Annotated in this window: 23 protein-coding genes; 6 read left to right on the forward strand and 17 right to left on the reverse strand. The window is 64.8% G+C overall.

Annotation, left to right across the window (positions count from 1 at the left end; all coding sequences use genetic code 11):
• Window positions 1-54: 54 nt before the first annotated feature.
• Entirely contained in the window at window positions 55-1,614 is a 1,560-nt protein-coding gene (locus tag ACVISU_RS04390) for an acyl-CoA carboxylase subunit beta (protein WP_456706126.1), read from the reverse strand.
• A complete protein-coding gene (locus tag ACVISU_RS04395) occupies window positions 1,544-2,518 on the reverse strand; it encodes an IclR family transcriptional regulator (RefSeq protein WP_050402148.1) in 975 nt (324 codons plus the stop codon). The genes ACVISU_RS04390 and ACVISU_RS04395 overlap by 71 nt, the downstream gene beginning before the upstream one ends.
• A 130-nt stretch (window positions 2,519-2,648) precedes the next feature.
• Here ACVISU_RS04395 and ACVISU_RS04400 point away from each other — a divergent pair, with 130 nt between their 5' ends.
• Window positions 2,649-2,870, forward strand: coding sequence for an acetyl-CoA carboxylase biotin carboxyl carrier protein subunit (locus ACVISU_RS04400; RefSeq protein ID WP_050402149.1), 222 nt, complete (start codon window positions 2,649-2,651; stop codon window positions 2,868-2,870).
• A gap of 282 nt (window positions 2,871-3,152) precedes the next feature.
• Window positions 3,153-5,012: a glutaminase A gene (gene glsA / locus ACVISU_RS04405; protein ID WP_456706127.1), complete on the forward strand. Its 1,860-nt coding sequence runs from the start codon at window positions 3,153-3,155 to the stop codon at window positions 5,010-5,012.
• Window positions 5,013-5,229: 217 nt separating this feature from the next.
• On the opposite strand, the gene ACVISU_RS04410 is transcribed toward glsA, so the two are convergent.
• The 15 genes from ACVISU_RS04410 to ACVISU_RS04480 form a co-directional block, all read right to left on the reverse strand.
• The gene (locus ACVISU_RS04410; protein WP_050402151.1) at window positions 5,230-5,757 is read right to left on the reverse strand and encodes a carboxymuconolactone decarboxylase family protein; all 528 of its coding nucleotides are present in this window, start codon (window positions 5,755-5,757) and stop codon (window positions 5,230-5,232) included.
• Window positions 5,758-6,177: 420 nt separating this feature from the next.
• On the reverse strand, window positions 6,178-6,537 hold the full coding sequence (locus tag ACVISU_RS04415) for a Zn-ribbon domain-containing OB-fold protein (protein WP_456706128.1): 360 nt from the start codon (window positions 6,535-6,537) through the stop codon (window positions 6,178-6,180).
• Window positions 6,534-7,670, reverse strand: coding sequence for a thiolase family protein (locus ACVISU_RS04420; protein ID WP_456706129.1), 1,137 nt, complete (start codon window positions 7,668-7,670; stop codon window positions 6,534-6,536). Before ACVISU_RS04420 ends, ACVISU_RS04415 begins: the two co-directional genes overlap by 4 nt.
• A 141-nt stretch (window positions 7,671-7,811) precedes the next feature.
• The gene (locus tag ACVISU_RS04425) at window positions 7,812-8,978 is read right to left on the reverse strand and encodes an acyl-CoA dehydrogenase family protein (protein ID WP_456706130.1); all 1,167 of its coding nucleotides are present in this window, start codon (window positions 8,976-8,978) and stop codon (window positions 7,812-7,814) included.
• An 11-nt stretch (window positions 8,979-8,989) separates the two neighbouring features.
• A complete protein-coding gene (locus tag ACVISU_RS04430) occupies window positions 8,990-10,189 on the reverse strand; it encodes a CaiB/BaiF CoA transferase family protein (RefSeq protein ID WP_050404709.1) in 1,200 nt (399 codons plus the stop codon).
• A 171-nt stretch (window positions 10,190-10,360) separates the two neighbouring features.
• Window positions 10,361-10,561 (reverse strand): hypothetical protein, encoded by a 201-nt coding sequence (locus ACVISU_RS04435; protein ID WP_050404710.1) that lies wholly within the window; start codon window positions 10,559-10,561, stop codon window positions 10,361-10,363.
• Window positions 10,562-10,689: 128 nt separating this feature from the next.
• Window positions 10,690-12,222, reverse strand: a complete 1,533-nt coding sequence (locus ACVISU_RS04440) for a class I adenylate-forming enzyme family protein (RefSeq protein ID WP_456706131.1) — start codon at window positions 12,220-12,222, stop codon at window positions 10,690-10,692.
• A gap of 18 nt (window positions 12,223-12,240) precedes the next feature.
• Window positions 12,241-13,413 carry an acetyl-CoA acetyltransferase gene (locus ACVISU_RS04445; protein WP_456706132.1) on the reverse strand — a complete coding sequence of 391 codons (1,173 nt, stop codon included), beginning with the start codon at window positions 13,411-13,413 and terminating at the stop codon, window positions 12,241-12,243.
• Between the two features lie 137 nt (window positions 13,414-13,550).
• Window positions 13,551-14,201: a bifunctional 4-hydroxy-2-oxoglutarate aldolase/2-dehydro-3-deoxy-phosphogluconate aldolase gene (eda, locus tag ACVISU_RS04450; protein WP_456706133.1), complete on the reverse strand. Its 651-nt coding sequence runs from the start codon at window positions 14,199-14,201 to the stop codon at window positions 13,551-13,553.
• Window positions 14,198-15,154, reverse strand: a complete 957-nt coding sequence (locus ACVISU_RS04455) for a sugar kinase (RefSeq protein WP_456706134.1) — start codon at window positions 15,152-15,154, stop codon at window positions 14,198-14,200. The genes eda and ACVISU_RS04455 overlap by 4 nt, the downstream gene beginning before the upstream one ends.
• A 26-nt stretch (window positions 15,155-15,180) precedes the next feature.
• Complete coding sequence (gene denD, locus ACVISU_RS04460) at window positions 15,181-16,167, reverse strand: D-erythronate dehydrogenase (RefSeq protein ID WP_456706135.1); 987 nt, start codon at window positions 16,165-16,167, stop codon at window positions 15,181-15,183.
• 52 nt (window positions 16,168-16,219) lie between these two features.
• Window positions 16,220-17,128 (reverse strand): carbohydrate ABC transporter permease, encoded by a 909-nt coding sequence (locus tag ACVISU_RS04465; protein ID WP_050404716.1) that lies wholly within the window; start codon window positions 17,126-17,128, stop codon window positions 16,220-16,222.
• A complete protein-coding gene (locus ACVISU_RS04470; RefSeq protein WP_050404717.1) occupies window positions 17,121-18,080 on the reverse strand; it encodes a carbohydrate ABC transporter permease in 960 nt (319 codons plus the stop codon). The genes ACVISU_RS04465 and ACVISU_RS04470 overlap by 8 nt, the downstream gene beginning before the upstream one ends.
• Before the next feature lie 106 nt (window positions 18,081-18,186).
• Entirely contained in the window at window positions 18,187-19,509 is a 1,323-nt protein-coding gene (locus tag ACVISU_RS04475) for an ABC transporter substrate-binding protein (protein ID WP_050404718.1), read from the reverse strand.
• Between the two features lie 113 nt (window positions 19,510-19,622).
• Entirely contained in the window at window positions 19,623-20,690 is a 1,068-nt protein-coding gene (locus ACVISU_RS04480; protein WP_050404719.1) for an ABC transporter ATP-binding protein, read from the reverse strand.
• A 205-nt stretch (window positions 20,691-20,895) separates the two neighbouring features.
• On the opposite strand from ACVISU_RS04480, the gene gntR reads away from it, so the two are divergent.
• From gntR to ACVISU_RS04500, 4 genes are all read left to right on the forward strand, one after another.
• Window positions 20,896-21,924, forward strand: coding sequence for an HTH-type transcriptional regulator GntR (gene gntR / locus ACVISU_RS04485; protein ID WP_050404720.1), 1,029 nt, complete (start codon window positions 20,896-20,898; stop codon window positions 21,922-21,924).
• Window positions 21,925-22,148: 224 nt separating this feature from the next.
• Window positions 22,149-23,987 (forward strand): IlvD/Edd family dehydratase, encoded by a 1,839-nt coding sequence (locus ACVISU_RS04490; RefSeq protein WP_456706136.1) that lies wholly within the window; start codon window positions 22,149-22,151, stop codon window positions 23,985-23,987.
• A 122-nt stretch (window positions 23,988-24,109) separates the two neighbouring features.
• Window positions 24,110-24,841 (forward strand): SDR family oxidoreductase, encoded by a 732-nt coding sequence (locus tag ACVISU_RS04495; RefSeq protein ID WP_050404722.1) that lies wholly within the window; start codon window positions 24,110-24,112, stop codon window positions 24,839-24,841.
• Between the two features lie 22 nt (window positions 24,842-24,863).
• Entirely contained in the window at window positions 24,864-25,610 is a 747-nt protein-coding gene (locus ACVISU_RS04500; RefSeq protein ID WP_050404723.1) for an SDR family NAD(P)-dependent oxidoreductase, read from the forward strand.
• Window positions 25,611-25,711: the final 101 nt, after the last annotated feature.

Raw genomic sequence — 25,711 nt, forward strand, 5'->3', positions numbered from 1 at the left:
GGAAGCGTGGATTGCTTCGTCGCTGTCGCTCCTCGCAATGACGGCGTGAAAGCCCTACGGCCGCGTCGACATGTTGCTCGGCGGACCGGCCTTGCGGATCGGTTCGGCGAGTCGCGCGAACTCGCAGAGCAGCGAGCGCGTCTTGCGCGGGTCAATCACCTCCTCGACCCAGAATTTCTCGGCCGAGCGGAACGGCGAGCGCAGCTTGTTGAGGCGGTCCTCGATCTCGCGCAGCTTGGCGGCGGGATCGGCCGCCGCATCGATCTCGGCGCGATAGGCGGCCTCGATGCCGCCCTCGAGCGGCAGCGAGCCCCAATACGCCGACGGCCATGCATAGCGCATCGAAAACCGGTTGGCCGGCTGATGCACCACACCGGCGACACCGAAAGCGTTGCGGACGATGATCGTGCACCACGGTACCGTGCTCTGGTTGACGGCAGCCATCGCCCGCACGCCGTGGCGGATGGTCGCCGACTTCTCCGCCTCGAGCCCGATCATGAAGCCGGGGCAGTCCATCAGGTAGACCACCGGCAGATGGAAGGTCTCGGCGAAATCGACCCAGCGCACCACCTTCTGGCAGGCGTCCGCGGTCCACGAGCCGCCATAGTGGAAGGGATCGCTGGCGAGCAGCAGCACCGCCCGGCCCTCGATCCGCGCCAGGCCGGCGATCACCGGCCGGCCGAAATTGCCGGCGACCTCGAAGAACGAGCCCTTGTCGACCACCGCATCGATGATCGGCCGCATCTTGTAGACCTGCTTGCGATTGCGCGGCACGGCCTTCAGCAGCGATTCCTCGGCGCGCTCCGGATCGTCGGTGCAGGAAATGGTCGGCGGCAGATCGTAGACCGAGGACGGCAGGTAGGACAGGAAGCGCCGCGCGTAGTCGAACGCCTCCTCCTCGGTCTCGACCGCCTGGTCGATCGCGCCGGCGCGGGTCTGGATGTCGGCGCCACCGAGTTCCTGCTTGGTCAGGTCCTGCCCCAGCCGCTTCACCACCGGCGGGCCGGCGACGAACATCGCGGAGCTCTTGGTCATGATCGAGTAATGCGTGGCCGCCAGCCGCGCCGCGCCGAGACCTGCGACGGAGCCGAGCCCGAGGCCAACCACGGGCACGCGCGCCAGGTTGGCGGTCGTGTACCAGTACCAGCGCGTGCCGCCGACACCGCCGGGCAGATTGGCCGCGCCCCGGGTCTCGATCGTCTTCACCGAGCCGCCGCCGCCGGAGCCCTCGATCACGCGGATGATCGGCAGGCGGAAGTCATGCGCCATCTCCTCCGCCATCAGCGGCTTGGCGGAAATCGACGCATCGGCCGAGCCGCCGCGCACGGTGAAATCGTCGCCGACCACGACGACGGTGCGGCCGTCGACCCGGGCGCGCCCGAACACGCAGTTCGCCGGCGTCAGATGCTTGAGCTCGTTGCTCTCGTCGTATTCTGCGATGCCGGAGATGGCACCGACCTCGTGGAAGCTGCTCTGGTCCACGAGCTTGTCGATGCGCTCACGAACCGTGAGCCGGCCCTGGTCGCGTTGCCGCTTGACCTTGTCAACGCCTCCCATCTCCCGCGCGAACGCTTCGCGCCGGGCGAGGTCGTCGAGTTCCGGCTTCCAGTTCATTCATTGCCTCCGTCTTGATGATTTTGTTGTTGTTGTGGGTGGCCACCGGAAGCGACTTGCGTTCAATCCGATTGCTGAAGATGTCGCCGTCGGCGCCCTCGAGCAGGCTGCCGAGTGCGGCAGCGAGCTCGACCATCAGCGGCGCGACCTCGCGGTGCAGCCGCGGCTCGTCATACATCGCCGACAGCAGGCCGATCGTGGTGACCACATAGGTCTGATATTGCGGTGACCACAGCGGCACCGCGACGCCGTTGATGTGCGGGCTCCACAGGCCGCAGGCGACGACGTAGCCGTGCTCTTGCAGATGACGGCGGTTGGCCGCGATGCGCGGCGTCAGCATCTTGGCGCTCTCCGGCAACTCGCCTTCCATCTCTGCTATCAGCGCATCGCCGATCGCGGGATCGAGCGCGGCCGTGTAGGCGTGGCCGGCAGCGGTGGTCGCCATCGAGATGCGGCTGCCGGTGGCCTCATGCAGGCCGAGCGCGTTCGCCGCGCGGGCGAACTCCAGATAGACCAGATGGAAGCGATCGGGGATCACGAAGCCCACGGTGCCGGGCAACTGGTCGGCGACATCCTGCAGGCGCTGCCGGATCAGGTTGCGCAGCTGCAGCCCCTTCATCATCGAGGTGCTCATCGCGACCGCGCTCGGGCCGATCCGATACTTCTGATCGCGCGGCAGATAGACGAGCTGCCCCATCCGCGTCAGCGTATGCGTCAGGCGCGACACCGTCGATCGCGGCAGGCCGCAGCGGTTCGAGATTTCGAGATTGCCAAGCCGGGCTTCGTGCCCTTCGAAGCATCGCAACACATCAAACGCGCGCGACACCACCTGGATGACATCGCCATCGCCAGTCTCGCTGGCGAGCATTCCCTGCCGGCTAAGCCGTTCCGAGCGCCGTCCCATTTGCTTTGGCTCCATTCCGTCTTGCGGAATAAAATTCCACTTGCAGATGAAGCTACCTCAGGCAATCTGCTGCCACAACAAAAAGCCGTTCGCCGGATGAAATTTCCGCAAGACGGCATCGGAGAGTGGAATGCCAGAGATCAAGGTTGTGACCGAAGTTGCCGGCCGCGTTTGCGCGCTTCCCGTTGAGGCCGGCAGCAGCATCGGCGATGGCGACGAGATCGCGTTCGTCGAAGCGATGAAGATGGAGATCCCGGTCACATCGACGGCAGCAGGCAAAATCAAGTCGATTCTGGTCAGGATTGACGACGTCATCGCCGAAGGCCAGGCCGTCGCTATCGTCGAGACCTAGCGCGGCCGTCGAGCCGCTCGGCGCGAACCAAATTCCCCGACGTCACGTGATCGGCGGTGGTTTCCTTTGGGAGTCGCACGGCGTCGCACGCTGTTTCGCTTTCGAAACACTCTCGACCCGAAAGTTTCGCATGGCGATACAAACGCCGAGCAACCGCTCGTTTTGTGAACATCTGTTCGAAAACCGGCAGCCGCCGGTTCGCGCCTGCTCGGCTTATCACCTTGCTGATCTCGATGCGTGCTCGGTTGCGCGCGCCCTGATTGCGTTGCACAACAGGAGGCGATGAAACGATCGCCTCCTCCCGTCACCGCCAGCACCGTCAACTGGGCCCGCTCGCAGCCGCCGCTGCTGCGGTTTCTGCACAGATGTTACGCAGACTTCCTGCCGGAGGTTGCCGGCGCGGTGGCCGACTACATCCCCGAGCTAGGCAAAGCCGACCCTGCCCATTTTGGCATCAGCCTGGCGACGCTCGACGGCCACGTCTATGAGGTCGGCGACACCAGGGTGCCGTTCACCATCCAGTCGATGTCAAAGCCGTTCGTGTTCGCGCTGGCGCTGGACACGCTGGGCGCCGAGCGGGTGGAAAGCGTGATCGGCGTCGAGCCGTCGGGCGATCCGTTCAACTCGATCCGGCTCAATGCCGACAATCACCCGTTCAATGCGATGGTCAACGCCGGCGCGATCGCCTGCTCCGGCCTGCTCCATGCCGACAAGGGCGACGGCGCATTCGACTACATCCGCCACGCGCTCGGCCGCTTCGCCGGCCGCGAGCTCGACGTCGACGAGGCGGTCTACGCCTCCGAGAGCGCGACCGGCGACCGCAACCGGGCGATCGGCTATCTCTTGCGCACCAACAGTGTGATCACCGAGAACGTGCCTGCGGTGCTCGACGTCTATTTCCGGCAATGCGCCATCCTCGTCACCGCGCGCGATACCGCTGTCATGGCGGCGACGTTGGCCAACCGCGGCATCAATCCCGTAACCGGGGAGCAGGTGGTGACGCCCTATGCGATCGCGCGCACGCTGTCGGTGATGACCTCGTCGGGCATGTACGACTTCGCCGGCGAGTGGATCTACCGGGTCGGCATCCCCGCGAAGAGCGGCGTCGGCGGCGGCATTCTGGCGGCGCTGCCGGCGCGGCTCGGGCTCGGCAGCTACTCTCCGAAGCTCGACAAGCACGGCAACAGCGTGCGCGGCATCAAGGTCTGCGAGGCGCTGTCGGCGCATTACGACCTGCACATGCTGAACCGCAGCGATGACGCCCGTCACAGCATCATCGCCGACTACAATATCGGCAAGAACCCGTCGCGCCGCCTGCGCCGGCCGCAGGAGCAGGAGATCCTGGCAAAACACTTCCAGGAGGTGCGGGTGATCGAGCTGGTCGGCACGCTGTCGCTGTCCAATGTCGACTATGTCTCGCGCCGCCTCGCCGGCAGCCCGCGGCCGGAATTCGTGATCTTCGACCTGCGCCGCGTCACCGCGACGACGCGCGCCGGCGCAAGGCTGGTGGCGGAAGCCTTCCAGGAACTGGCCGAACTCGGTGTCACCGTGATCCTCTCGGGCATCAAGCGGACCTCGCGGGAATGGACGACGATCAGCGAGTGGACCAACCGGCTCGGCAATATCAGGGATTTCTATCTGCTCGATACCGCGATCGAATGGGCGGAGGACCAGATCGTCTACCGCTATGGCGGCTCAATCGACTTCCTCGAGACTACGGAGCTTGCCGAGCAGCCGCTGCTCGCCGGATTGAGTGAAGCTGAGATCGCCGACCTCGCCTCGCTCTGCGCGATCAGGACCTACCAGCCGAACGAGAAGATCATCGCTACCGGCAATGAGGCGACCTCGCTGTTCTTCCTGCGCAGCGGCGTCGTCCATGTCACCCTGCCCGACGGCATCCGGCTCGCGACGCTGACTGCCGGCATGGCGTTCGGCGAGATGGCGCTGCTGGAGCCGAAGCGCTCGGCGGACGTGCTGGCCGACATGTCGGCGACCGCCTACGAGGTCGATATCCGGGATTTCGAACGCTTCCGCGACCATCACCCGCGCGCCGGCGAGCGGATCATGCGCAACCTCGCGCAGATCCTCGCCGAGCGGCTGATCGTGGCCAATGCCAAGGTCGATCTGCTGACGTCGGGATAGCCATAGCCTGCCCTCGCAGGGGCACCGGGCCAAAATATCGAAAACAACCCCATGCACAGTAGCCGGCGGCGGCCGGCGTGCGACATGGCCACTTGACACGTCGGGCAACTCAGCGATATTTTTCCATTATTCCGAAATAGTGCGAGCACCTCTCGGCTATGGCCCTATGCGGTAGCCCCGCCCATGGCAGAGCGAGGCAAGGAGTCGCGCGGCGAGCTCAGCTCACCACTTCGGCGACCGGCTGCATGTCGATCTCGAACGTCTCGAGGAACTTCGACGTCATGATGTAGAAGCCGACCGAGAGCTGCAGCTCGATCAGCGCGGCCGGCGTCAGCAGCGCCGCGATCGCCTTGAAGGTCGCATCCGTCGGCTTCTTCAGCTTGACGATCTCGTCGGTGAAGGCGAGCGCCGCACGCTGCACCTCGCTGAAGCAGGTGGCCTGCTGCCAGTTCTCCAGCGCGGCGTTCTGCTCGTCGGTGACGCCGACGTTCTTGCCGATGCGCTTGTGCGCGACGATCTCGTAAGGCGCCTCGCAGAGAATGCCGGTGCGCGTGATCGCGAGCTCGCGCACGACCGGATCGAGCTCGCCCTTGTGGCGGATCGCGCCGCCGAGCCGGCAGTACTGTTCGAAGTAGCTCGGCGAATGCGCCATCATGCGAAAGATGTTGGCGTTGCGGTTCTTGTCGAGAATCTCGCGGGTGCGCGGGCTTGCCTTCGCGGGATCGGAGTAGTCGATACGGGCCATTTCCTAACCTTGATCTGCTGTCGTTTCTGTCGGGTTCCGAAACAGTATCCGCCGGCCGTCGCATGAGCAACACGCGCGAGTCAAATTGCCGCCGCATTCAAAGACAACCCTGACATAGTCGATATTCGCCGAGTGGGGACTCATCAAAAGCGAATGCTCGACGCGGGGTGTTCCGAGTACAAAATCTGGCCGTCTTGCGCGCAATCCGCGCAACGATGAGTCACGCCCAGGTCTTAGGGGAAACGCATGAAGGAAGCCACAAGGAGGGCGGCCTCGGAAGCGCTTGCGCAAATGCTGGCGGTGACGGCGATGCTCGTCATCGCCAGCTTTGTGTTTTATTGGCGATAGTATCCGCAACTCGAGGGGCAGGAGCGAACCGGTTAAGCCTGGTCGCGCGTTCTGACCGGATCGTTCGGCCCCTCATTTCGCCTTTGCGAAATACGGAACCAGCCGTCCGGCGAACTGCGTGAAGCGCGCCAAAACCTTGTCGCCGATGGCGAGGTCGTGGTCGCCATGCGCCATCATCCGAAAGCCCTCCTCGGCGTCGACCAACACGATATTGTAGGGCACATGCGCCCTCGTCTCCGGCGTTGCGGCGCGGCAGACCAGCGACGTCGCATACACCGTCCCTGCCCCGCTCGCGCGATGCTCGGCAAGATCGGGCGAGCCACACGCCGCGCAAAAGCTGCGGTGGAAATACTGCCGGGCGCCGCAGGCCTTGCAGGTCTGATAGACGATGGCTTCCGCGCCCTTGGTCCAGTCGAGGATCGGTCCACTCATCGCACGCGCTCCAGGAACATGCTGACATGGGAGGACAGCACGCCGCCGTCGCCGTGCAGCAGCGCCACCGAGGCGTCGCGCACCTGGCGATTTGCGGCGCGGCCGGTCATCTGCAGATGGGTTTCGACCAGATGCGCCATCGCGCCGCCGACGCCGCAATGGCCGTAGCTGAGCAGGCCGCCATGGGTGTTGAGCGGCATCTCGCCGTCCTGATTGAAATAGCCGGCGCGTACCCGCGCTGCCGCTTCGCCGCGCTTGGCAAGGCCGAGGTCTTCCAGCAGCATCGCGAGCGTGATCGTGAAGCTGTCGTAGACCGCGGCGTAGCGCACGTCCGAGATCGCGACACCAGACACTTCTTTCGCCTTCGCGATCGAAATCTCCGCGCCGAGTTCGCTCAACGCGGGCGCGGCCGTGACGTGCTGATGGGTATGCGCCTGGGCGCAGCCGCGGACGCGCACCCGCCGCTCGCCGGTCGGCTCGCGGCTGATCACGCAGGCCGCACCGCCATCCGAGACCGGACAGCAGTCGAGCAGCTTGAGCGGCATCGCCACCGGCTTCGAGGCCATCACGTCGGCAACCGTGATCGGCTCGTGGAATTGCGCGCCGGGATGCGTCAGCGCGTGCTTGCGCATCAGCACGGCGAACTCCGCAAGGTCTTCCTGAGTGAGCCCGTATTCGTGCATGTAGCGCGTCGCGACCAGGCCATAATAGGCCGGGATGGTCGGACCGAGCGTCACCTCGTAGTCGGGATGGCCGACCTGGGCCAACGCCTGGATCGAGGCGTCGCGGCTCTGCCCGGTCAGCCGGTTCTCGCCGCCGACCACCAGCACGTGTTTCGCGACACCGGCATCGACGAGTTGATGCGCCAGCATGGTCATCGCAAGCCCGGTGGCGCCGCCGACCTGCACGGCGTGGGCGTAGGACGGGCGGATGCCGAAATGCTCGGCGAAAACCGTCGCCAGCATGATGTGCGGCGAGACGGTGGAATAGCCGCACAGGATACCGTCGATGTCGGCCCGCTTCAGCCCGGCGTCCGAGATCGCAAGCTCGGCCGCCTTGCTCATCAGGTCGAGCGAGGAGAGACCTTCATGCCTGCCGTAGGAGGTGAGGCCGACGCCGGTGACGAAGCTCATGCTGTTAACTCCTCGTCATTCCGGGGCGCGCGAAGCGCGAGCCCGGAATCCATTCCTCCGCCTGCGCATGCCGCCCGATGGATTCCGGGCCCGCGCTACGCGCGTCCCGGAATGACGAGTGGAAATACCTGTCGCCTACCATCAATACGACTTCGGAAGGCCGAGCACCTTCTCGCCGATGAAGCTCAAGATGAGCTGCGGGCTGATCGGCGCGATGCGCGGGATCAGCGATTCCCGCAAATAGCGCTCGACATGATATTCCTTGGCATAGCCGAAGCCGCCATGGGTCATCACCGCCTGCTCGCAGGCGTGGAAGCCGGCTTCCGCCGCGAGATACTTTGCCGCGTTCGCGGCCGGGCCGCAGGGCAGGTTCTGGTCGTATTGCCAGCCGGCGCGCAGCACCATCAGCCAGGCGGCCTCCAGCTCCATCCAGCACTTCGCCAGCGGATGCTGGATCGCCTGGTTCATGCCGATCGGTCGGTTGAACACGATGCGGCCCTTGGCGTAGTCCGACGCCCGCTTCAGCGCGATCTGGCCGAGGCCGACCGCTTCAGCCGCGATCAGGATGCGCTCGGGGTTCATGCCGTGCAGGATGTATTCGAAGCCGCGCCCCTCCTCGCCGATGCGGTTCTCGACCGGTATCTCGAAATTCTCGAAGAACAGCTCGTTGGAGTCGACGGGCTTGCGGCCCATCTTCTCGATCTCGTGCACGGTGACGCGCTTGCGGTCGAAGTCGGTGTAGAACAGGCTGAGGCCGTGGGTCGGGCTCTTCACCTCCTCCAGCGGCGTGGTGCGCGCGAGCAGCAGGATCTTGTTGGCGACCTGCGCGGTCGAGATCCACACCTTCTGGCCGTTGACGATGTATTTGTCGCCCTGGCGCACCGCGCGGGTCTTGAGCTGCGTGGTGTTGAGGCCGGTGTTGGGCTCGGTGACCGCAAAGCAGGACTTGTCGCGGCCGTCGATGATCGGCGGCAGCATGCGCTGGCACTGCTCCCTGGTGCCGAACACGACAACCGGATTGAGCCCGAACACGTTCATGTGCACTGCCGATGCACCCGACATGCCGGCGCCGGATTCGGAGATCGTGCGCATCATGATCGCGGCATCGGTGATGCCGAGCCCGGAGCCGCCATATTCCTCGGGGATGCAGATGCCGAGCCAGCCGGCATCGGCCAGCGCGCGGTGGAAGTCGGCCGGATAACCGCCCTCCTTGTCCTTCTTCAGCCAATAGGCTTCGTCGAAGCGCGAGCAGATTTTTGCGACGGCGTCGCGGATCGATTCCTGGTTGGCGGAGAGTGCGAAATCCATCTGTCGGGCTCCTATGCCTTCACCGCTTTGGCCGCGCCGTCGCGCAGCATCGCCGCAATCTCGTCGGTCGAGAAACCTGCCTCGCGCAAGATCTCCGCGCTGTGCTCGCCAAGTCTGGGCGCCAGCCGGCTCGGCTCGACCTTGGTTTCCGACCAGCGTGCCGATGGCGTCATGCTGCGGATACGGCCCTCGGTCGGGTGGTCGACCACCGGGAAAACGCCGGTCGCGACCATGTGCGGGTCCTCCAGCAGGCTCTCCAGATCATGCATCGGCATTACGGGCACGTCGGCCTTCTCGAGAATCTCGTTCCACTCGGCCGTGGTCTTGGTCTGCAGGATGCGCGCGAGCTCGGCGTAGACGACGTCGATGTTGGTGGCGCGGCCGGCGAAGGTCGCGAATTTCGGATCGCTGCGCAGATCGTCGCGGCCGGTCGCCTTGAAGAAATTCTCCCACTGCTTGTCGTTGTAGACGATCACGCAGATATAGCCGTCCAAGGTCTTGTACGGCCGGCGGTCCGGCGACAGGTGGCGGGCGTAGCCTCCCTTGTCGAGCGGCGGATCGTAGGTCAGGCCGCCCATGTGGTCGCCCATCACGAAGCCGGCCATGGTCTCGAACATCGGAATGTCGACGCGCTGGCCCTGCCCGGTGCGATTGCGATGCACGAGGCTGGCGCAGATCGCGCCGACTGCGGTGAGGCCGACGATGCGATCGACCAGCGCATTCGGCACGTAGCGCGGCACGCCGTCCGAGGTCTGCGCCATCAGCGCCGGCAGCGCGGTGGCGCCCTGGATCAGATCGTCATAGGCGGGCTTGGCTGCATATGGTCCCTCCTGGCCGAAGCCGAACACGCCGGCATAGATCAGCTTTGGGTTGACCTTGGCGACGACGTCGTAGCCGAGTTGCAGGCGCGCCATCGCCTGCGGGCGCACGTTGTAGACCAGCACGTCGGCCTGCGCGATCAGCCGCAGCACGGCCTCGCGCCCCGCCGGCTTCTTCAGATCGAGGCAGACCGAACGTTTGCTGCGGTTGGTGTTGAGGAACACCGGCCCCATGCCTGGATGCCGCGTCGGACCGATCTGCCGCGTCACGTCGCCGTCAGGCGATTCCACCTTGATGACGTCGGCGCCGTAATCGCCGAGCATCTGGGTGGCATAGGGCCCCATCAGCACGGTCGTCATGTCGACGACCTTGATACCCTGCAGTGGTCCCATCGTGCTGTTCGCTCCCGGATGTTCTGGATTGAATCCTAGTAGCGGGAGGTCTTTGCCGAGATCAAGCTGCGCGGGGCGTATGGGCGTATGCGCGGCAGCGGCCGGATCGTTTCCGCGCGGCGGAACGCAGGGCAGACGAGACGAAGTGCGCCACCGCCGGCTCGCTGCCGGCTACTGCCCGGTCATTGCCTCGCGCGCCTTCAGGAGCCTTTCCAGTTCCGCGTTCTGCTGCTCGAGCCGCTCAGCGATGCGCTCCTCGACTTCGGCGCCGGCAGCGCCTGCGGCCTGCTCGATCAGCTGCCTGATATTGTCCCGGAGTATCGCGATGCGATCGTTCACTTCCGACAGCGACAGGGACGTCTCGATACCCATGGTCCGTTCTCCCGGTGACAGGCGCAAGCAGCTTAGCGCGGCAGGAGGCCGCAGCCTATCCCTTTGCAGATTCCTCGGCCGATCCCTTTGGCCGATCTTTGGGCCGATCCTTGGGCCGACCCTTGGCCCTATCCTTGGGCCATCATCTCCCGCAACGCAGTCTTCAGCACCTTGCCGTAATTGTTCTTCGGCAGGGCATCGAGATAGACATAGCGTTTCGGCCGCTTGAAGCGGGCGATCGAGGCGAGGCAATGCGCGTCGAGCCTGCCGTCGTCGGCGCTGGCGCCGTCCGCGAGCACGACGCAGGCAACGACGATCTCGCCCCATTCCGGATCCGGCACACCGATCGCCGAGACCTCGCGGACGTCGGGATGCGTCAGCAGCGCTTCCTCGACCTCGCGCGGATAGATGTTGGTGCCGCCGGAGATGATCACGTCCTTGGAACGGTCCGACAACGTCAGGAAGCCGTCGGCATCGAGCCGGCCGATATCGCCGGTGCGCAGCCAGCCGTCCTTCAGCGTCTCGGCGTTGGCTTTCGGATTGTTCCAGTAGCCGAGCATCACGGTCAGGCCCTTGACCTCGATCTCGCCGGTCTCGCCCGCGGGCAGTGGCCTGCCGTCCTTGCCGGTGATGCGCACGGTGACGACGCTCTGTGCGGTCCCGACCGAAGCCAGCCGCTCGAGATAGCGCGGATGATCGGTCGCGCGATGCCAGTCGCGCGACAGCGCCGTGATCGTCATCGGCGACTCGCCCTGGCCGTAGATCTGCACGAAGCGCTGGCCCATCGTCGCCATCGCATCGATGATGTCGGCCGTGTACATCGGCCCGCCGCCATAGATGATGGTGCGCAGCCCCTCGCCGTTCTCGCCGCGCTTCCTGGCGGCATCGACCAGGCGGCGCACCATGGTTGGCGCCGCGAACATCACGACATTGTCGAGCTGGCGGCCGAGGTTGAGCACCTCGTCCGGATCGAAACCGCCGGACGCGGGAACGACGTGGCGTCCGCCCATCCGGACATGCGGGAAATTGTAGAGGCCCGCGCCATGCGAGATCGGCGCCGCATAGAGCGAGGAATCATTCGGCGTCGCCGGATCGACGTCGGCGAGATAGCACAGCGACATCGCAAGCAGATTGCCGTGGCTGAGCATCACGCCCTTGGGACGGCCGGTGGTGCCGGAGGTGTAGAACAGCCAGGCGAGATCATTGGTTTCGCGCGGCAGCGGCGCAGGTGCCCCCTCGCCGCTTCGCATCGCCTTGTAGGCGTCGCTGTCGACCGACAGCATGGTCATGCCGGCGGGACAATCGTCCTTCGCCTCAAGCAGCGCGCCGAGCGTGTCATCGGATACGAAAGCCAGTTTGGCGCCGCCATTGCCGCAGATCCACGCCGCCTCGCGGCCGTGCAGCTTGGCGTTGATCGGGATCGCCGCGGCGCCGATCCACCAGATGCCATAGAGGCATTCGAGATATTGCGTGCAGTTCGATGCAAACAGCGCGATGCGGTCGCCGGCGGCAATGCCGTGATCGCGCGCCAGCGCCGCCCCGATCGAGGCGGCGCGGCGGGCAAAGGTTGCGTAGTCGGCGTCGAGGTCGAAGCCGGTCAGCAGCGCCGGCGCGTCGGGACGTGCCCGCGCCGTCGCCGCCAGCCATTCGGCAATGTTCAAGCTACTTGACCGGTCAAGCTACTTGGCCGGCTCGAGGATCGAGACGTAGTTGGCGACGGCGGCGCCGCCCATGTTGAAGATGCCACCGATCTGCGGGTTCTTGAGCTGCATGCCTTCGGGGGCTTGCCCGGCGAGCTGCATCGCACTCATCACATGCATCGAGACGCCGGTGGCGCCGATCGGATGGCCCTTGGCCTTGAGGCCGCCGGACGGATTGACCGGCAGCTTGCCGTCCTTCTGGGTCCAGCCCTCCATGATCGCGCGCGCCCCCTGGCCCTTCGGCGTCAGGCCCATCGCTTCATATTCGATCAGCTCGGCGACCGTGAAGCAGTCGTGGGTCTCGACAAAGGACAGATCGGAGAGCTGCAGGCCGGCCTTCTGCAGCGCGCGCTGCCAGGCGACGGTGCAGCCTTCGAACTGCAGGATGTCGCGCTTCGACATCGGCAGGAAATCCTGCGCATGGGCGGTGGCGCGGATGTGCACGGCCTTGCCCATGGTCTTGGCGGTCTCGGCATCGGTCAGCACCAGCGCGGCAGCGCCGTCGGAGACCAGCGAGCAGTCGGTGCGCTTCAGGGGACCGGCGACGAACGGGTTCTTGTCGCTCTCGGCGCGGCAGAACTCGAAGCCGAAATCCTTGCGCATCTGCGCGTAGGGGTTGGCGACGCCGTTCTTGTGGTTCTTGGCGGCGATCATCGCCAGCGCATCCGACTGGTCGCCGTATTTCTGGAAATAGGCCTGCGCGATCTTGCCGAACACGCCGGCGAAGCCGCCGACCGTGTCGCCGTCCTCGGGCAGATACGACGCCTTCAGCAGGTTCTTGCCGATCTCCGGGCCCGGCGTCTTGGTCATCTGCTCGACGCCGACCACCAGCACGATCTTGGCGGCGCCGGCTTCGATGGCGCGGATGCCCTGATGCACAGCGGCCGAGCCGGTCGCGCAGGCATTCTCGACGCGGGTGGTCGGCTTGAAGCGCAGCGCCGGATTGGCCTGCAGCACCAGCGAGGCCGTGAAATCCTGCGGCGAGAAGCCGGCGTTGAAATGGCCGAGCATGATCTCGTCGACGTCGGATGCGGCAACGCCGGCATCGGCGAGCGCCTCGTTGGCGACCTTGACGACGAGGCCTTCGACGGTCTCCGCGTCGAATTTTCCGAATGGCGTGTGCGCCCAACCCACGATGCTGGCTGCCGTCATGGCCGTATCTCCCTGTTCCTGTTCAGGAGGCTATGTAGCGTATCTCGATGGCGTTTTCGAGCGAAGTGGATACCGGTTCGCGTAAAGAAAACGCGTCAAAACAGAATCTAGAACCCCGTTCCTGTCGGAACGGAGTCCTAGCCGGCTTTCAGCGTTTTCATCGCCTTCGCGCACATGGCGGTTATGCCGGCCCAGTTGCCGGCGCGGATGTCCGAGGGCGGACAGAGCCAGGAACCACCGACCGCTAGCACATTGGGCTCGGCAAGCCAGGTCGCCGCATTCGGCTCGCCAATCCCGCCGGTCGGGCAGACCCTGACGTTTGGAAACGGACCGGCCAGAGCCCGCAGTGCCTTGATACCGCCGGCCTGCTCGGCGGGGAAGAATTTGACGACGTCGAAGCCGTGCGCCAGTGCCTGCATCAGCTCGGAGGCGGTCGCGATCCCCGGCGCGAAGGGTAGCCGGCTGGCTGCGACCGCCTTCAGCAACTCGGGCGTCGCTCCCGGGCTGATGCCGAATTTGGCGCCGAGCGCCTCGGCACGCGCCAGATCGTCGGCGTTGAGGATGGTGCCGATCCCGACCACCGCATCGGGCACCTCTGATATGATGGCCTTGGCCGCATCGACCGCGACCGCCGTCCGCAACGTCACCTCGAGCGTCCGCACGCCGCCCGCGACCAGCGCCCTCGCGAGCGGGACCGCGTCCTCAAGCCGCTCGATGGTCAGCACCGGGATCACGGTGGCCTGGCGGATCAGCTCGGCGATCCGGTCCTGCTTCGATGTGGTCGTCATTGCGAGGCCTTGCGGGCTGGTGGAGGACGAGACGCCTTTTTCGGCGGCATGGCGTAGCGTGGAATGATCGCACCGGGATAGCACACCACGACACCGGCAAGACGATGGCCGGCGCGCGCCGCCTGCTCGGGTTCGGCGCCACCGAGCCGCGCGGCGAGATAGGCTGCGGCAAAACTGTCACCGGCCGCCGTGGTATCCACGACCGGCTGGGTCAGCGGCTCCGCCCGCACCTCGCGCGTTCCGCCGGCCGAGCGCACGATGCAGGCAGGCTCCGCAAGTTTCAGCACCACCTCCGGGCTGGTGATGCCGGCGAGCAGCGCCGTGTTGCTCTCGCCGGGATAGAGCGGGGCCAGATCCTCGGTCGAGGCTAGCACGATATCGGCGGTCTCGAAGGCGCTGCTGAAGACTTTTCGCGCAGCGTTCAGGTCCGGCCAGCCGCGGGCGCGGAAATTGGTGTCGAACGCAAAGCGCGTGCCGAGCAGCCGCGCCCGCTTCAGCGCCGCCATCAGCCGCTCCCGCCCATCCTCGCGCAGGACCGAAAGCGTGATCGCCGAGAGATAGACGAGGTCGTAGGTCGCGAGCGAGTTCAGGAGGTCGGCCGTCTCGGGCAGGTCCATCAGCTCGCGGGCGGCGGCGCTGTCGCGCCAGTGGAAGAACCGCCGCTCGCCTTTGTCGTCGGTCTGGATCAGATAGAGCCCGGGCAGCTTGCCGGCCAATCGCGCGACATGCTTGGTGCCGATGCCTTCGCTCGCCCAACCCGCGATCATCTCATCGCTCAGCACATCATCGCCGAGGGCCGTGATATAATCGATGTGGACGCCGAGACGGGCCAGATAGACGGCGGTGTTGAGGGTGTCGCCGCCATAGGCGCGCGAGTACAGGCCGCCGGGCTGGCCGCCCGGAGCCTGGCGCAACTCGATCATGCATTCGCCGATGCTGGCGACCCTGGTCATGCCAAGACCCGCGTGCCTGAGCCGAGCTAGGCGGCGAACTTGCCGCCCAGTTCGTCCTCGATGTGGATGCGGATGATGTCGTCGAACGTCTTCTCGGCGGTGGTGAAGCCGAGCTTCAGCGCGCGGTCGGTGGCGAAATCGCGCGGCCAGCCCGAGACGATGCCGATGATGGTCGGATCCGGCACCCGCTTGATCCGCGCGGTGACGTTCTTGCCGGCAACGCGCTCCAGCGCTGCGATCTGCTCGCCGACGGTGACGGACATCCCGGGCATGCTGAGATTGCGCCGCGGCCCCATCGCGTTCAGATCCATGGTGCCGGCGTGGACCAGGAAGCCGACCGCCGATTTCGGCGAGGCGTGCCAGTGCCGCACGTCCTCGGACACCGGCAGCACAGCCTCCTCGCCCGCCAGCGGCTCACGGATGATGTTGGAGAAGAAGCCGGACGCCGCCTTGTTCGGCTTGCCTGGACGCACGCAGATCGTCGGCAGGCGGATCGAGATCCCGTCGAGCAGGCCCTTGCGGGTGTAATCGTTGATCAGGAGCTCGCAGATCGACTTCTGGGTGCCGTAGCTGGTCAAGGGCGTATGGAAGAACTCGTCGCCGATCTTCTCGGGGAACGGCGCGCCGAACACCGCGATCGAGGACGTGAACACCAGGCGCGGCTTGTAGCCGCCGCCAGCGGCGCGGATCGCGTCGATCAGGTGGCGGGTGCCGTCGAGGTTGATCCGGTAGCCCTTGTCGAACTCGGCCTCCGCCTCGCCCGAGACGATCGCGGCGAGATGGAAGATCACGTCCGGGCGCTCGGCGATCAGCGGCACTGCTGCACCGGCATCGGCGAAATCGGATGCGACGACATTGACCGGAATCGCGGCGTTGGCTGGCTTGGCCGGCGCGACCACGTCCTGCAAGGTCATCCTGCTGATGTCCTGCTTGCCGAGCCGGCCCTCACGCAACAGACGCTCGGTCAGCTTGCGGCCGACCATGCCGGCGGCGCCCAGAATCAGAATGTGCACGACCCTGCTCCTTCTCTTCTCTTGTTCGAATTCAGCTGCGGGCCTTGCGCGTCTATTCCTTCACGGCACCCGTCATCGCCGAGACATAATGCTCAACGAAGAAGGCGTAAAGAATAACCAGCGGCAATGAGCCGACCAGCGCGCCCGCCATCAGCGATCCCCATTTGTAGATATCGCCGTCGACGAACTCGTTGACGATGGCAACCGGTACCGTCTTGTTCGGGGTCGATTGCAGGAACGTCAGCGCGTAGATGAACTCGTTCCAGCACAGAGTGAACGAGAAAATAAAAGCGGAGATCAGGCCGGGCACCGCCAGCGGCACGATGATCTTGACCAGGATCTGCCAGCGCGACGCCCCGTCGATCAGCGCGCACTCCTCGAGCTCGTAGGGGATGGTCTTGAAATAGCCCATCAGCAGCCACGTCGAGAACGGGATCAGCAGCGTCGGATAGACCAGGATCAGCGACAGCGGCGAATCGAACAGCCCATAGGCCTGGATCACCGAGGCCAGCGGGATGAACAGGATCGAGGGCGGCACCAGATAGGCGAAGAAGATCAGCACGCCGACCGCGTCCGCGCCCTTGAAGCGCAGCCGGGTGATCGCATAGGCCGACAGCACGCTGGCGACGATCGACAGGAACGTCGCGCCGACCGCGACATACATCGTATTCCAGAGCCAGCGCGGATACTGGGTCTCGAACAGCAGCTTGCTGATGTGCTTGAAGGTCGGATGAATCACCCAGAACGGGTTGAACTTTTCCATGTCGATGAGCTGTTCGTCCGGTTTGATGGACGTCAGCACCATCCAGTAGAACGGGAACAGCAGCACCACGAGGATGATGAACAGCGGCAGATAAAGCGTAACCAGGCGCCGCGGCAGCGACTCCAGGTAGCTCATGCCTTCGGTGTCATCGCCGGCCTTGGCGGTCGCAGCCTTCGATTGCAAGGTTGAATCAGTCATTGTTCGATCCTTGCTGCCATTTGCGGCGTTGCATTCCGAACCAGGAGATGGCGATGGCCGCCACCAGGAACGGAATCATCGCGGTGGCGATCGCGGCGCCCTCGCCCAGCCGCCCGCTGATGATGCCGCGCTGATAGCTCAACGTCGCCATCAGATGGGTGGCGTTGACCGGGCCGCCGCGGGTCAGCGCCCAGATCAACTGGAAATCCGTGAAGGTGAACAGCACCGAGAAGGTCATCACGACGGCGATGATCGGGGTGAGCAGCGGATAGGTGATGAAGCGGAAGCGCTGCCAGCTGGTGGCGCCGTCGAGCGTGGCGGCCTCATAGAGCGACGGCGAGACCGTCTGCAGGCCGGCCAAGAGCGTGATCGCCACGAACGGAACGCCGCGCCAGACATTGGCGAAGATCACGCTGGCCCGCGCCCAGTCGCTGTCGCCGAGGAAATTGATGTTGCTGTGGATCACCCCGAGCTTGATCAGCGACCAGGAGATGATCGAGAACTGCGAATCGTAGATCCACCAGAACGCGATCGCCGACAGCACGGTCGGCACGATGAACGGGATCAGCACGATCGAGCGGATGATCGCCTTGAACGGCATGTGCCGGTTCAACAGCAGCGCGAGATAGAGCCCGATCGCGAATTTGATGGCGCTTGCGATCAGCGTGTAGAACAGGGTGTTGAACACCGACAGCCAGAAGATCGAGTCATCCCACAGCCACTGGTAGTTCTCGATGCCGATAAAGGCGCCGGCGCGGCCGATGCGCTCGTCGGTGAAGCTCATCCAGACGCCGAGGCCGAGCGGATAGGCCAGAAACAGGATCAGGAACGCCGCCGTCGGCAACATGAACCAGAATGCCGCCCAATTGCGGTTTCCGCTGAGCCGCGACCAAAACGACGGCTCGCCTGCCGCGACGGCTTGCGCCGGCATCGATGTCTGGACAGTGCTCATTCGCTCTCAACTCCGAATCATGCGGTGACGCGCGACCAATTTGCCGTGCGTCACCTCAGATCGCCCATGGACCGGTGCCGGCGCGGCTGCCCGCGCCGGCCGTCACCTAGCGGAAGATGCGCTTGGCCGCGCGTTCGGCCGAGGCCATCGCGGTCTTCACGTCTTCGCGTCCGGTGCAGTAGTTCGCGTACATGTCGACCACGACAAAGTCGGCAATCGCGGCCGCCGCGTTTTCGCTCATCTGCGCCTCGCCCGCCGGGGTCGACGCGGTCTGCGCCACGCTCCGATAGGGCGTCGTCTTCGGGTCGGCGGTCCAGACCGGATTCTTGTCGTAGTCCAGCAGGAAGTGCGACAGATAGCCCTGCGCCGCCTCGATCCACGGATTGAACTGATCCTGCTCCAGCATGAAGGCGGTGAACGCCTTGCAGGCCTGCGGATACTTCGAGAAGCTGAAGATCAGGATCGGGAAGCCGAGATGCAGCTCCCGCGTCTTGCCGTCGAGACCGGCCGGCAGGTGCGCGTGATTCATGTCTTCGGCGATCTGCGGATTCTCCTTCTTCGCCGTGACGTAGATCGAGATGCCGTTGACGGTGAGATGAAGCTGCCCGGCGAGGAACGCCTTGTTGTTGGAGCTGTCGTTCCACGACGCGGTCCCGGGCACGAAATTGTCGTAGAGGCCCTTGACGTATTCGAGCGACTTGGCGGTTTCCGGCGAATTGACGACGACCTTGTTGTCCTTGTCGATCAGCTTGCCGCCATGCGCCCACAGCGCCCAATGCAGCCAGCCGTTGGCATCGCCGGAGGCGTGGCCGAGCGCCATGCCGGCCGGGGTGCCGTTCTTGTTCATGCCCTTCACGAGATCGGCGAAGCCGGCGAGATCCTTCGGGAACTCCTTGTGGCCGGCCTTTTCCATGGCCGCGACGCGATAGTTGACGAGACCGCCGGTGGCCGCGACCGGAATGCCGATCCACTTCCCGTTCAGCATGCCGTACGCCTTGCCGGAATCGGCCCAGCCACCGCACTTCTTGCCGAGATAATCGGCGACGTCAGTGACGTCGACGCACTTGCTCGGGAACAGGAAGGGCAATGAATAGAGGCCCCACACCATGTCGAGGCCCTGCCCCGTATTGGCCGCGACCGAGGCCTTCGGCTGGATGTCGTCGTAGGATTCGTTGGAGACGTTGATGGTGACGTTGTTGGCTTTCTGGAAGGCATCGACGATCTTCATGAAGGCCACGTCCTCGGCTTCCACGAAACGCTTCCAGCGCAGCAGGTTGATCTTGGCGCCCGGCTCCGGCTTCCATTGCGACGTCTGCGCCCAGGCCTTGGCATAGCCGAGCAGCTGATCGCTCGACATCGTTGCCGCGGCGGCCAGCATCGTGGCGCCGCCCTTGAGCAGCGAACGGCGGTCAGTGTTGAACATGGACATTGGCAATTCTCTCCCGATTTTTGGTTGTTGTTCAGAAATGATCCCTGCCGCCTGCAACGCCGCGGCCGAAACCCCGGTCGAATGATGCACGGACGAGACGTGCGGGTCGGCGGTCAGCTATTCAGTCGTTTCCCCGTCGAATCGTCGAACAGATGGACCAGCGCCGGATCCGGCTTGAGCCGGACCTTGTCGCCCGGGTTGAACAGGTGGCGCTCGCGGAACACCGCGACGACCTGCTCGCCGCCGAGCTTGGCGAACACCTGGGTCTCCGAGCCGGTCGGCTCGACCACAACGATCTCGGCCTCGGCGCCGTCATCGGCGATGGTGAAATGCTCCGGCCGCACGCCGTAGACGGCGGGCTTGCCGTCGGAATTGGCCGGCGCCGATTTCAACGGCAGCCTGACGCCGTTCGGCCCCTCGAAATAGGCGGCGCCGTTCACCTTCACCGCGCCTTTAAGGAAATTCATCGCGGGCGAGCCGATGAAGCCGGCGACGAACTGGTTCGCCGGTGTGTCGTAGAGTTCGAGCGGCGAGCCCATCTGCTCGACGATGCCGTCATGCATCACGACGATCTTGTCGGCCATCGTCATGGCCTCGATCTGGTCGTGGGTGACGTAGACGGTCGTGGTCTTCAGCCGCTGGTGCAGTTCCTTGATCTCGGTGCGCATCGCAACGCGCAGCTTGGCGTCGAGGTTCGACAGCGGTTCGTCGAACAGGAACACCTGCGGATCGCGCACGATGGCGCGCCCCATTGCGACGCGCTGGCGCTGGCCGCCGGAGAGCTGGCGGGGATAGCGGTCGAGCAGCGGGGTCAGCGCGAGGATTTCCGCGGCGCGCTTGACGCCGGTCGAGATTTCCTCGGGCTTGGCGCCGCGCAGCTTGAGCGAGAAGCCCATGTTGTCGGCGACCGTCATATGCGGGTAGAGCGCGTAATTCTGGAACACCATCGCAATGTCGCGCTCTTTGGGCTGGACATTGTTGACGACGCGGTCGCCGATCGAGATCGTGCCCGAGGTGATGTTCTCGAGCCCCGCCAGCATGCGCAGCAGGGTCGACTTGCCGCAGCCGGAGGGGCCGACCAGAACGACGAATTCGCCGTCCTCGATCGGGATCGACACGCCGTGCAGGACTTCAAAATTGCCGAACGATTTCCGCACGTCGCGAATCTGGACCGACGACATCCACTTCCCTCCTCAAATTCCCGACGGCATACGACGAGTGCCGCCACCGCTTTGTTTTGTTCCGACCACGCTGGGTGCGCGGCTGTGCTGGACTGGGTTTATTGTCCGCAGTTTATCCGGTTTTGGCAATCGTTCGATTAGCAATCGCTTGGTAGCGCTGTCAATATCGGTTTGTCTGCGACGAACGTCGTGGTATCAGCGGCAAATGGCCCCGAAGCGCATCATGCCAGGCAAGATACGGCTCGCCGAAGTTGCGAAGCTCGCCGGCGTCAGCCCGATCACGGCCTCACGCTTCTTCAGGAATCCGCAAGCGCTCTCGGCCGGCAAACGCGCACGGGTCGAAAGTGCGGCAAAAGAGCTCGGCTATGTGCCCAATCTCGCGGCACGCGCGCTTGCCTCGCAGCGCACCGAGGTGATCGGCGTCCTGATCCCGTCGCTGACCAACAACGTGTTCTCCGACGTGCTGCGCGGCATCTATGACGCGCTCGACGGCAGCCGCTACAGCATCCAGCTCGCCAACACCCGCTACAGCATCCTGCAGGAAGAGCGCCTGCTGCGTCTTTTTCTGGCACAAAAGCCGGCCGGTCTCATCGTCACCGGAATCAACCAGACTGCCGATTCACGGGCCATCATGGAGACGGTCGATTGCCCGATCGTTCAGATCATGGAAATCGGTCCCTCCCCGGTCGACATGATGATCGGATTCTCACATTTTGACGCCGCGAGAGCGGCAATCGGCCATCTGCTCGCACAGGGCTACCGGCGCATCGGCTTTCTTGGCGCACGGATGGATCCGCGGGTGCAGCGCCGGCTCGACGGCTATCGCGCCGCGATGAGCGACGCTGCACTGCTCGATCCGCAGCTCATCGTCACCACGGCGATTCCGACCTCGGTGACGTTGGGCGGGACGTTGCTTGCCGACCTGCTCGCCAAGGCGCCGGACATCGACGCGGTGTTCTGCGTCAACGACGACCTTGCGCTCGGCGCACTGTTCGAATGCAAGCGACGGCACATGGCGGTGCCGGGCCAGCTGGCGATCGTCGGTTTCAACGACCTCGAATTCATGGCATCGAGCGAACCGACGCTGAGCAGCGTGCGCACTAACCGCTACGAGATGGGCAGGAACGCTGCCGCGATGGTGATCGAGACGCTGGAGGGCCGCCGCCCCGCCGAGCCTGTCGTCGATCTCGGCTTCAGCATCATGGAACGGCAGAGCTCGGCGCGACGCGGCTGACATCAGCCCGACACCAGGCCGTCACAAGGGACGTGAAAACAACAAAAATGATAGCGCAACCAAACGCCTTCAACTAAGGTCCAATCCGATCGTTGAAACACCTGTGCGTGATCGCTTCGGTTTGTCTTGGGTTTGTAATGCGCGACGATTTGCGCAAGGTAGAACAACGTTGAACCAGAGCCCTTGAATGGGCGTATCAAGAATATGCATTGCGGGAGAAGCCAATGACAAAACCCCACACCAACGGGCACAGCGCCGCAGGCGAGACCAACAAAGGCAAGGGCCGCCGGCTCCGCTCCCAGGAATGGTTCGACAACCCGCACAATCCGGGCATGACCGCGCTCTATCTCGAGCGCTATCTCAATTACGGCCTGACACGCGAGGAATTGCAGTCGGGCAAGCCGATCATCGGCATCGCCCAGACCGGCAATGATCTGTCGCCCTGCAACCGGCATCACCTCGAGCTCGCGCACCGCGTCCGCGAGGGCATCCGCGCCGCCGGCGGCATCGCGATGGAGTTTCCGACCCACCCGATCCAGGAGACCGGCAAGCGCCCGACCGCGGCGCTCGACCGCAACCTCGCCTATCTCGGCCTCGTCGAGGTGTTGTTCGGCTATCCGCTCGACGGCGTGGTTCTGACCACCGGCTGCGACAAGACCACGCCGGCCTGCATGATGGCGGCGGCGACCGTCAACCTGCCGGCGATCGTGCTGTCGGGCGGGCCGATGCTGAACGGCTGGCACGAGGGCCAGCGCACCGGCTCCGGCACGGTGGTCTGGAAGGCGCGCGAGCGGCTCGCCGCGGGCGAGATCGACTATGAGCAGTTCATCGAGATCGTGGCCTCCTCGGCGCCGTCGGTCGGCCACTGCAACACGATGGGCACCGCCTCGACGATGAACTCGCTGGCGGAAGCGCTCGGCTTCTCGCTGCCGGGCTGCGCGGCGATCCCGGCGCCCTATCGCGAGCGCGGCCAGATCGCCTACGAGACCGGAAAGCGCATCGTCGACATGGTCTGGGAGGATCTGAAGCCGTCGGACTTCCTGACCCGCGAGGCGTTCGAGAACTGCATCGTGGTCAACTCCGCGATCGGCGGCTCGACCAATGCGCCGATCCACATCAATGCGCTGGCGCGCCATGTCGGCGTCGAGCTGTCGATCGACGACTGGCAGAAATACGGCCACGACGTGCCGCTCCTGGTGAACATGCAGCCGGCCGGCTTCTATCTCGGCGAGGAATATCACCGCGCCGGCGGCGTGCCCTCGGTGGTGCGTGAGCTGATCAAGCACAAGCGCATTCATGAAGGCGCCCTCACCGTCAACGGCCGCACCATGGGCGAGAACTGCAAGGAAGCGCCTGCTCCCGATGGCGACGTGATCTGGGCTTACGACAAGCCGCTGGTAAAGGACGCCGGCTTCCTGGTCTTGCGCGGCAATCTGTTTGATTCCGCGATCATGAAGACCAGCGTGATCTCGAAGGAATTCCGCGACCGCTATCTGTCCAACCCGAAGGACCTCAACGCCTTCGAGGGCCGCGCCATCGTGTTCGAGGGCCCGGAGGACTATCACGCGCGGATCGAGGATCCCGCGCTCGACATCGACGAGCACTGCGTGCTGTTCGTGCGCGGCACCGGCCCGATCGGCTATCCAGGCGGCGCCGAGGTCGTGAACATGCAGCCGCCGGCAGCGCTGATCAAACGCGGCATCCTGTCCCTGCCCTGCATCGGCGACGGCAGGCAGTCCGGCACCTCGGGCTCGCCCTCGATCCTCAACGCCTCGCCGGAGGCCGCCGCCGACGGCGGGCTCGCGATCCTCAAGACCGGCGACAAGGTCCGCATCGACCTCAACAAGGGCAGCGCCAACATCATGATCTCGGAGGATGAGCTGCGTACTCGCCGCGCCGAGCTGAAGGCCAAGGGCGGCTTCCCGCACCCGGCCAACCAGACGCCGTGGCAGGAGCTCTACCGGCAGACCGTCGGCCAGCACGCGACCGGCGCCTGCCTCGAGCTCGCAACGCGCTACCACGACATCGCCGGCAAGGTCGGCGTGGCGCGCGATAATCACTGAAGCATCGTCATTGCGAGGAGCGTAGCGACGAAGCAATCCATAGCCCCGCAGAGGAGGAATGGATTGCTTCGCTTCGCTCGCAATGACGAAACAAAGATCAAGACGAACTCTGGGAGATATGAATGTCCAATCGACTGAAGGGCAAACGCGCCGTCGTCACCGCCGCTGCGGCGGGCATCGGGCGCGCATGCGCGATCGCATTCGCGCGTGAAGGCGCAACCGTGATTGCCACCGACATCAACGAGAGCGGCATCGCCACGCTCGGCAAGGAAGGCGTCGCCGAGACCGCCCGGCTCGACGTTCGCAGCACCGCAGACGTCAACGCTTTCGCCAAGCGCATCGGCAAGATCGACATCCTGCTCAATGCGGCGGGCTTCGTGCATCACGGCACCATCCTGGACTGCTCCGACGAAGACTTCGACTTCTCGTTCGATCTCAATGTCAAATCGATGCACCGGACCATCAAGGCATTCCTGCCCGCGATGCTGGCGGGCGGCGGCGGCAGCATCGTCAACATTTCGTCCTGCGCGGCATTGCGGCCGCCGGCCAACCGCTATGTCTACAGCGCCTCGAAGGCGGCGGTCTCGCTGCTGACTCGCGCGGTCGCGCTGGATTTCATCACCCAGGGCATCCGCTGCAACGCGATCTGCCCCGGCACGGTCGAGACGCCCTCGATGCTGGAGCGAGCGGCCGCGGCAGGCCCTGACGGACGCGAGAAATTCGTCGCCCGCCAGAAGATGGGTCGGCTCGGCACCGCGGAGGAGATCGCTGCGATGGCGGTCTATCTTGCGAGCGACGAGGCCGCATTCACCACCGGCGTCGACATGGTCGTCGATGGCGGCTTCATGCTCTGACGTTCACGCGAAGGCATCCAATATGAACAAGATCGATCTCAACGGCCGCTGCGCCGTCGTCACCGGCGGCGCGCAGGGCTTCGGTCGCGCCATCACCGAGCGCTTCGTCGCCTCCGGCGCCAGGGTCGCGATCTGGGACTTCGACCAGCCGCTCGCCGAGAAAACCGCGAGGGCGATCGGCGAGAACGTGATCGCGGTCAAGACTGATGTCACCGATCCCGCCGCGGTCGACGCCGCGCGCGATCGGACGCTCGGAGCGTTCGGCAAGATCGACATCCTGGTCAATAATGCCGGCATCACCGGAGCCAACAAGCCGGTCTGGGAAACCGATCTCGACGATTGGCGCAGGGTGATGCGCATCAACCTCGAAGGCCCCTTTATCTGCTGCAAGGCGATCGTGCCGGCCATGATCGGCCAGAAGTACGGCCGCATCGTCAACATCGCCTCGATCGCCGGCAAGGAAGGCAATCCGAACGCCGCGCATTACTCCTCGTCGAAGGCCGGGCTGATCGCGCTGACCAAATCGCTCGGCAAGGAGCTCGCGCAGCACGACATTCTGGTCAATGCGGTGACGCCCGCCGCGGCGAAGACCGCGATCTTCGACCAGATGACGCAAGCGCACATCGACTTCATGCTGTCGAAGATTCCGAAGGGCCGCTTCGTCCAGGTCGAGGAACTCGCGTCGATGGTGGCGTGGCTGGCGTCGGAGGATTGCGCGTTCTCGACCGGCGCGGTGTTCGACATCTCCGGTGGGCGGGCGACGTACTAAAGCGGGATGAGCTTTTGTTGAATTGGCTTGGCGCGGTCTCGGTTCACCTCTCCCCGTTGGGGAGAGGTCGGATTGCGAAGCAATCCGGGTGAGGGCTTTTG

This window comes from Bradyrhizobium sp. USDA 4452, assembly GCF_054063575.1.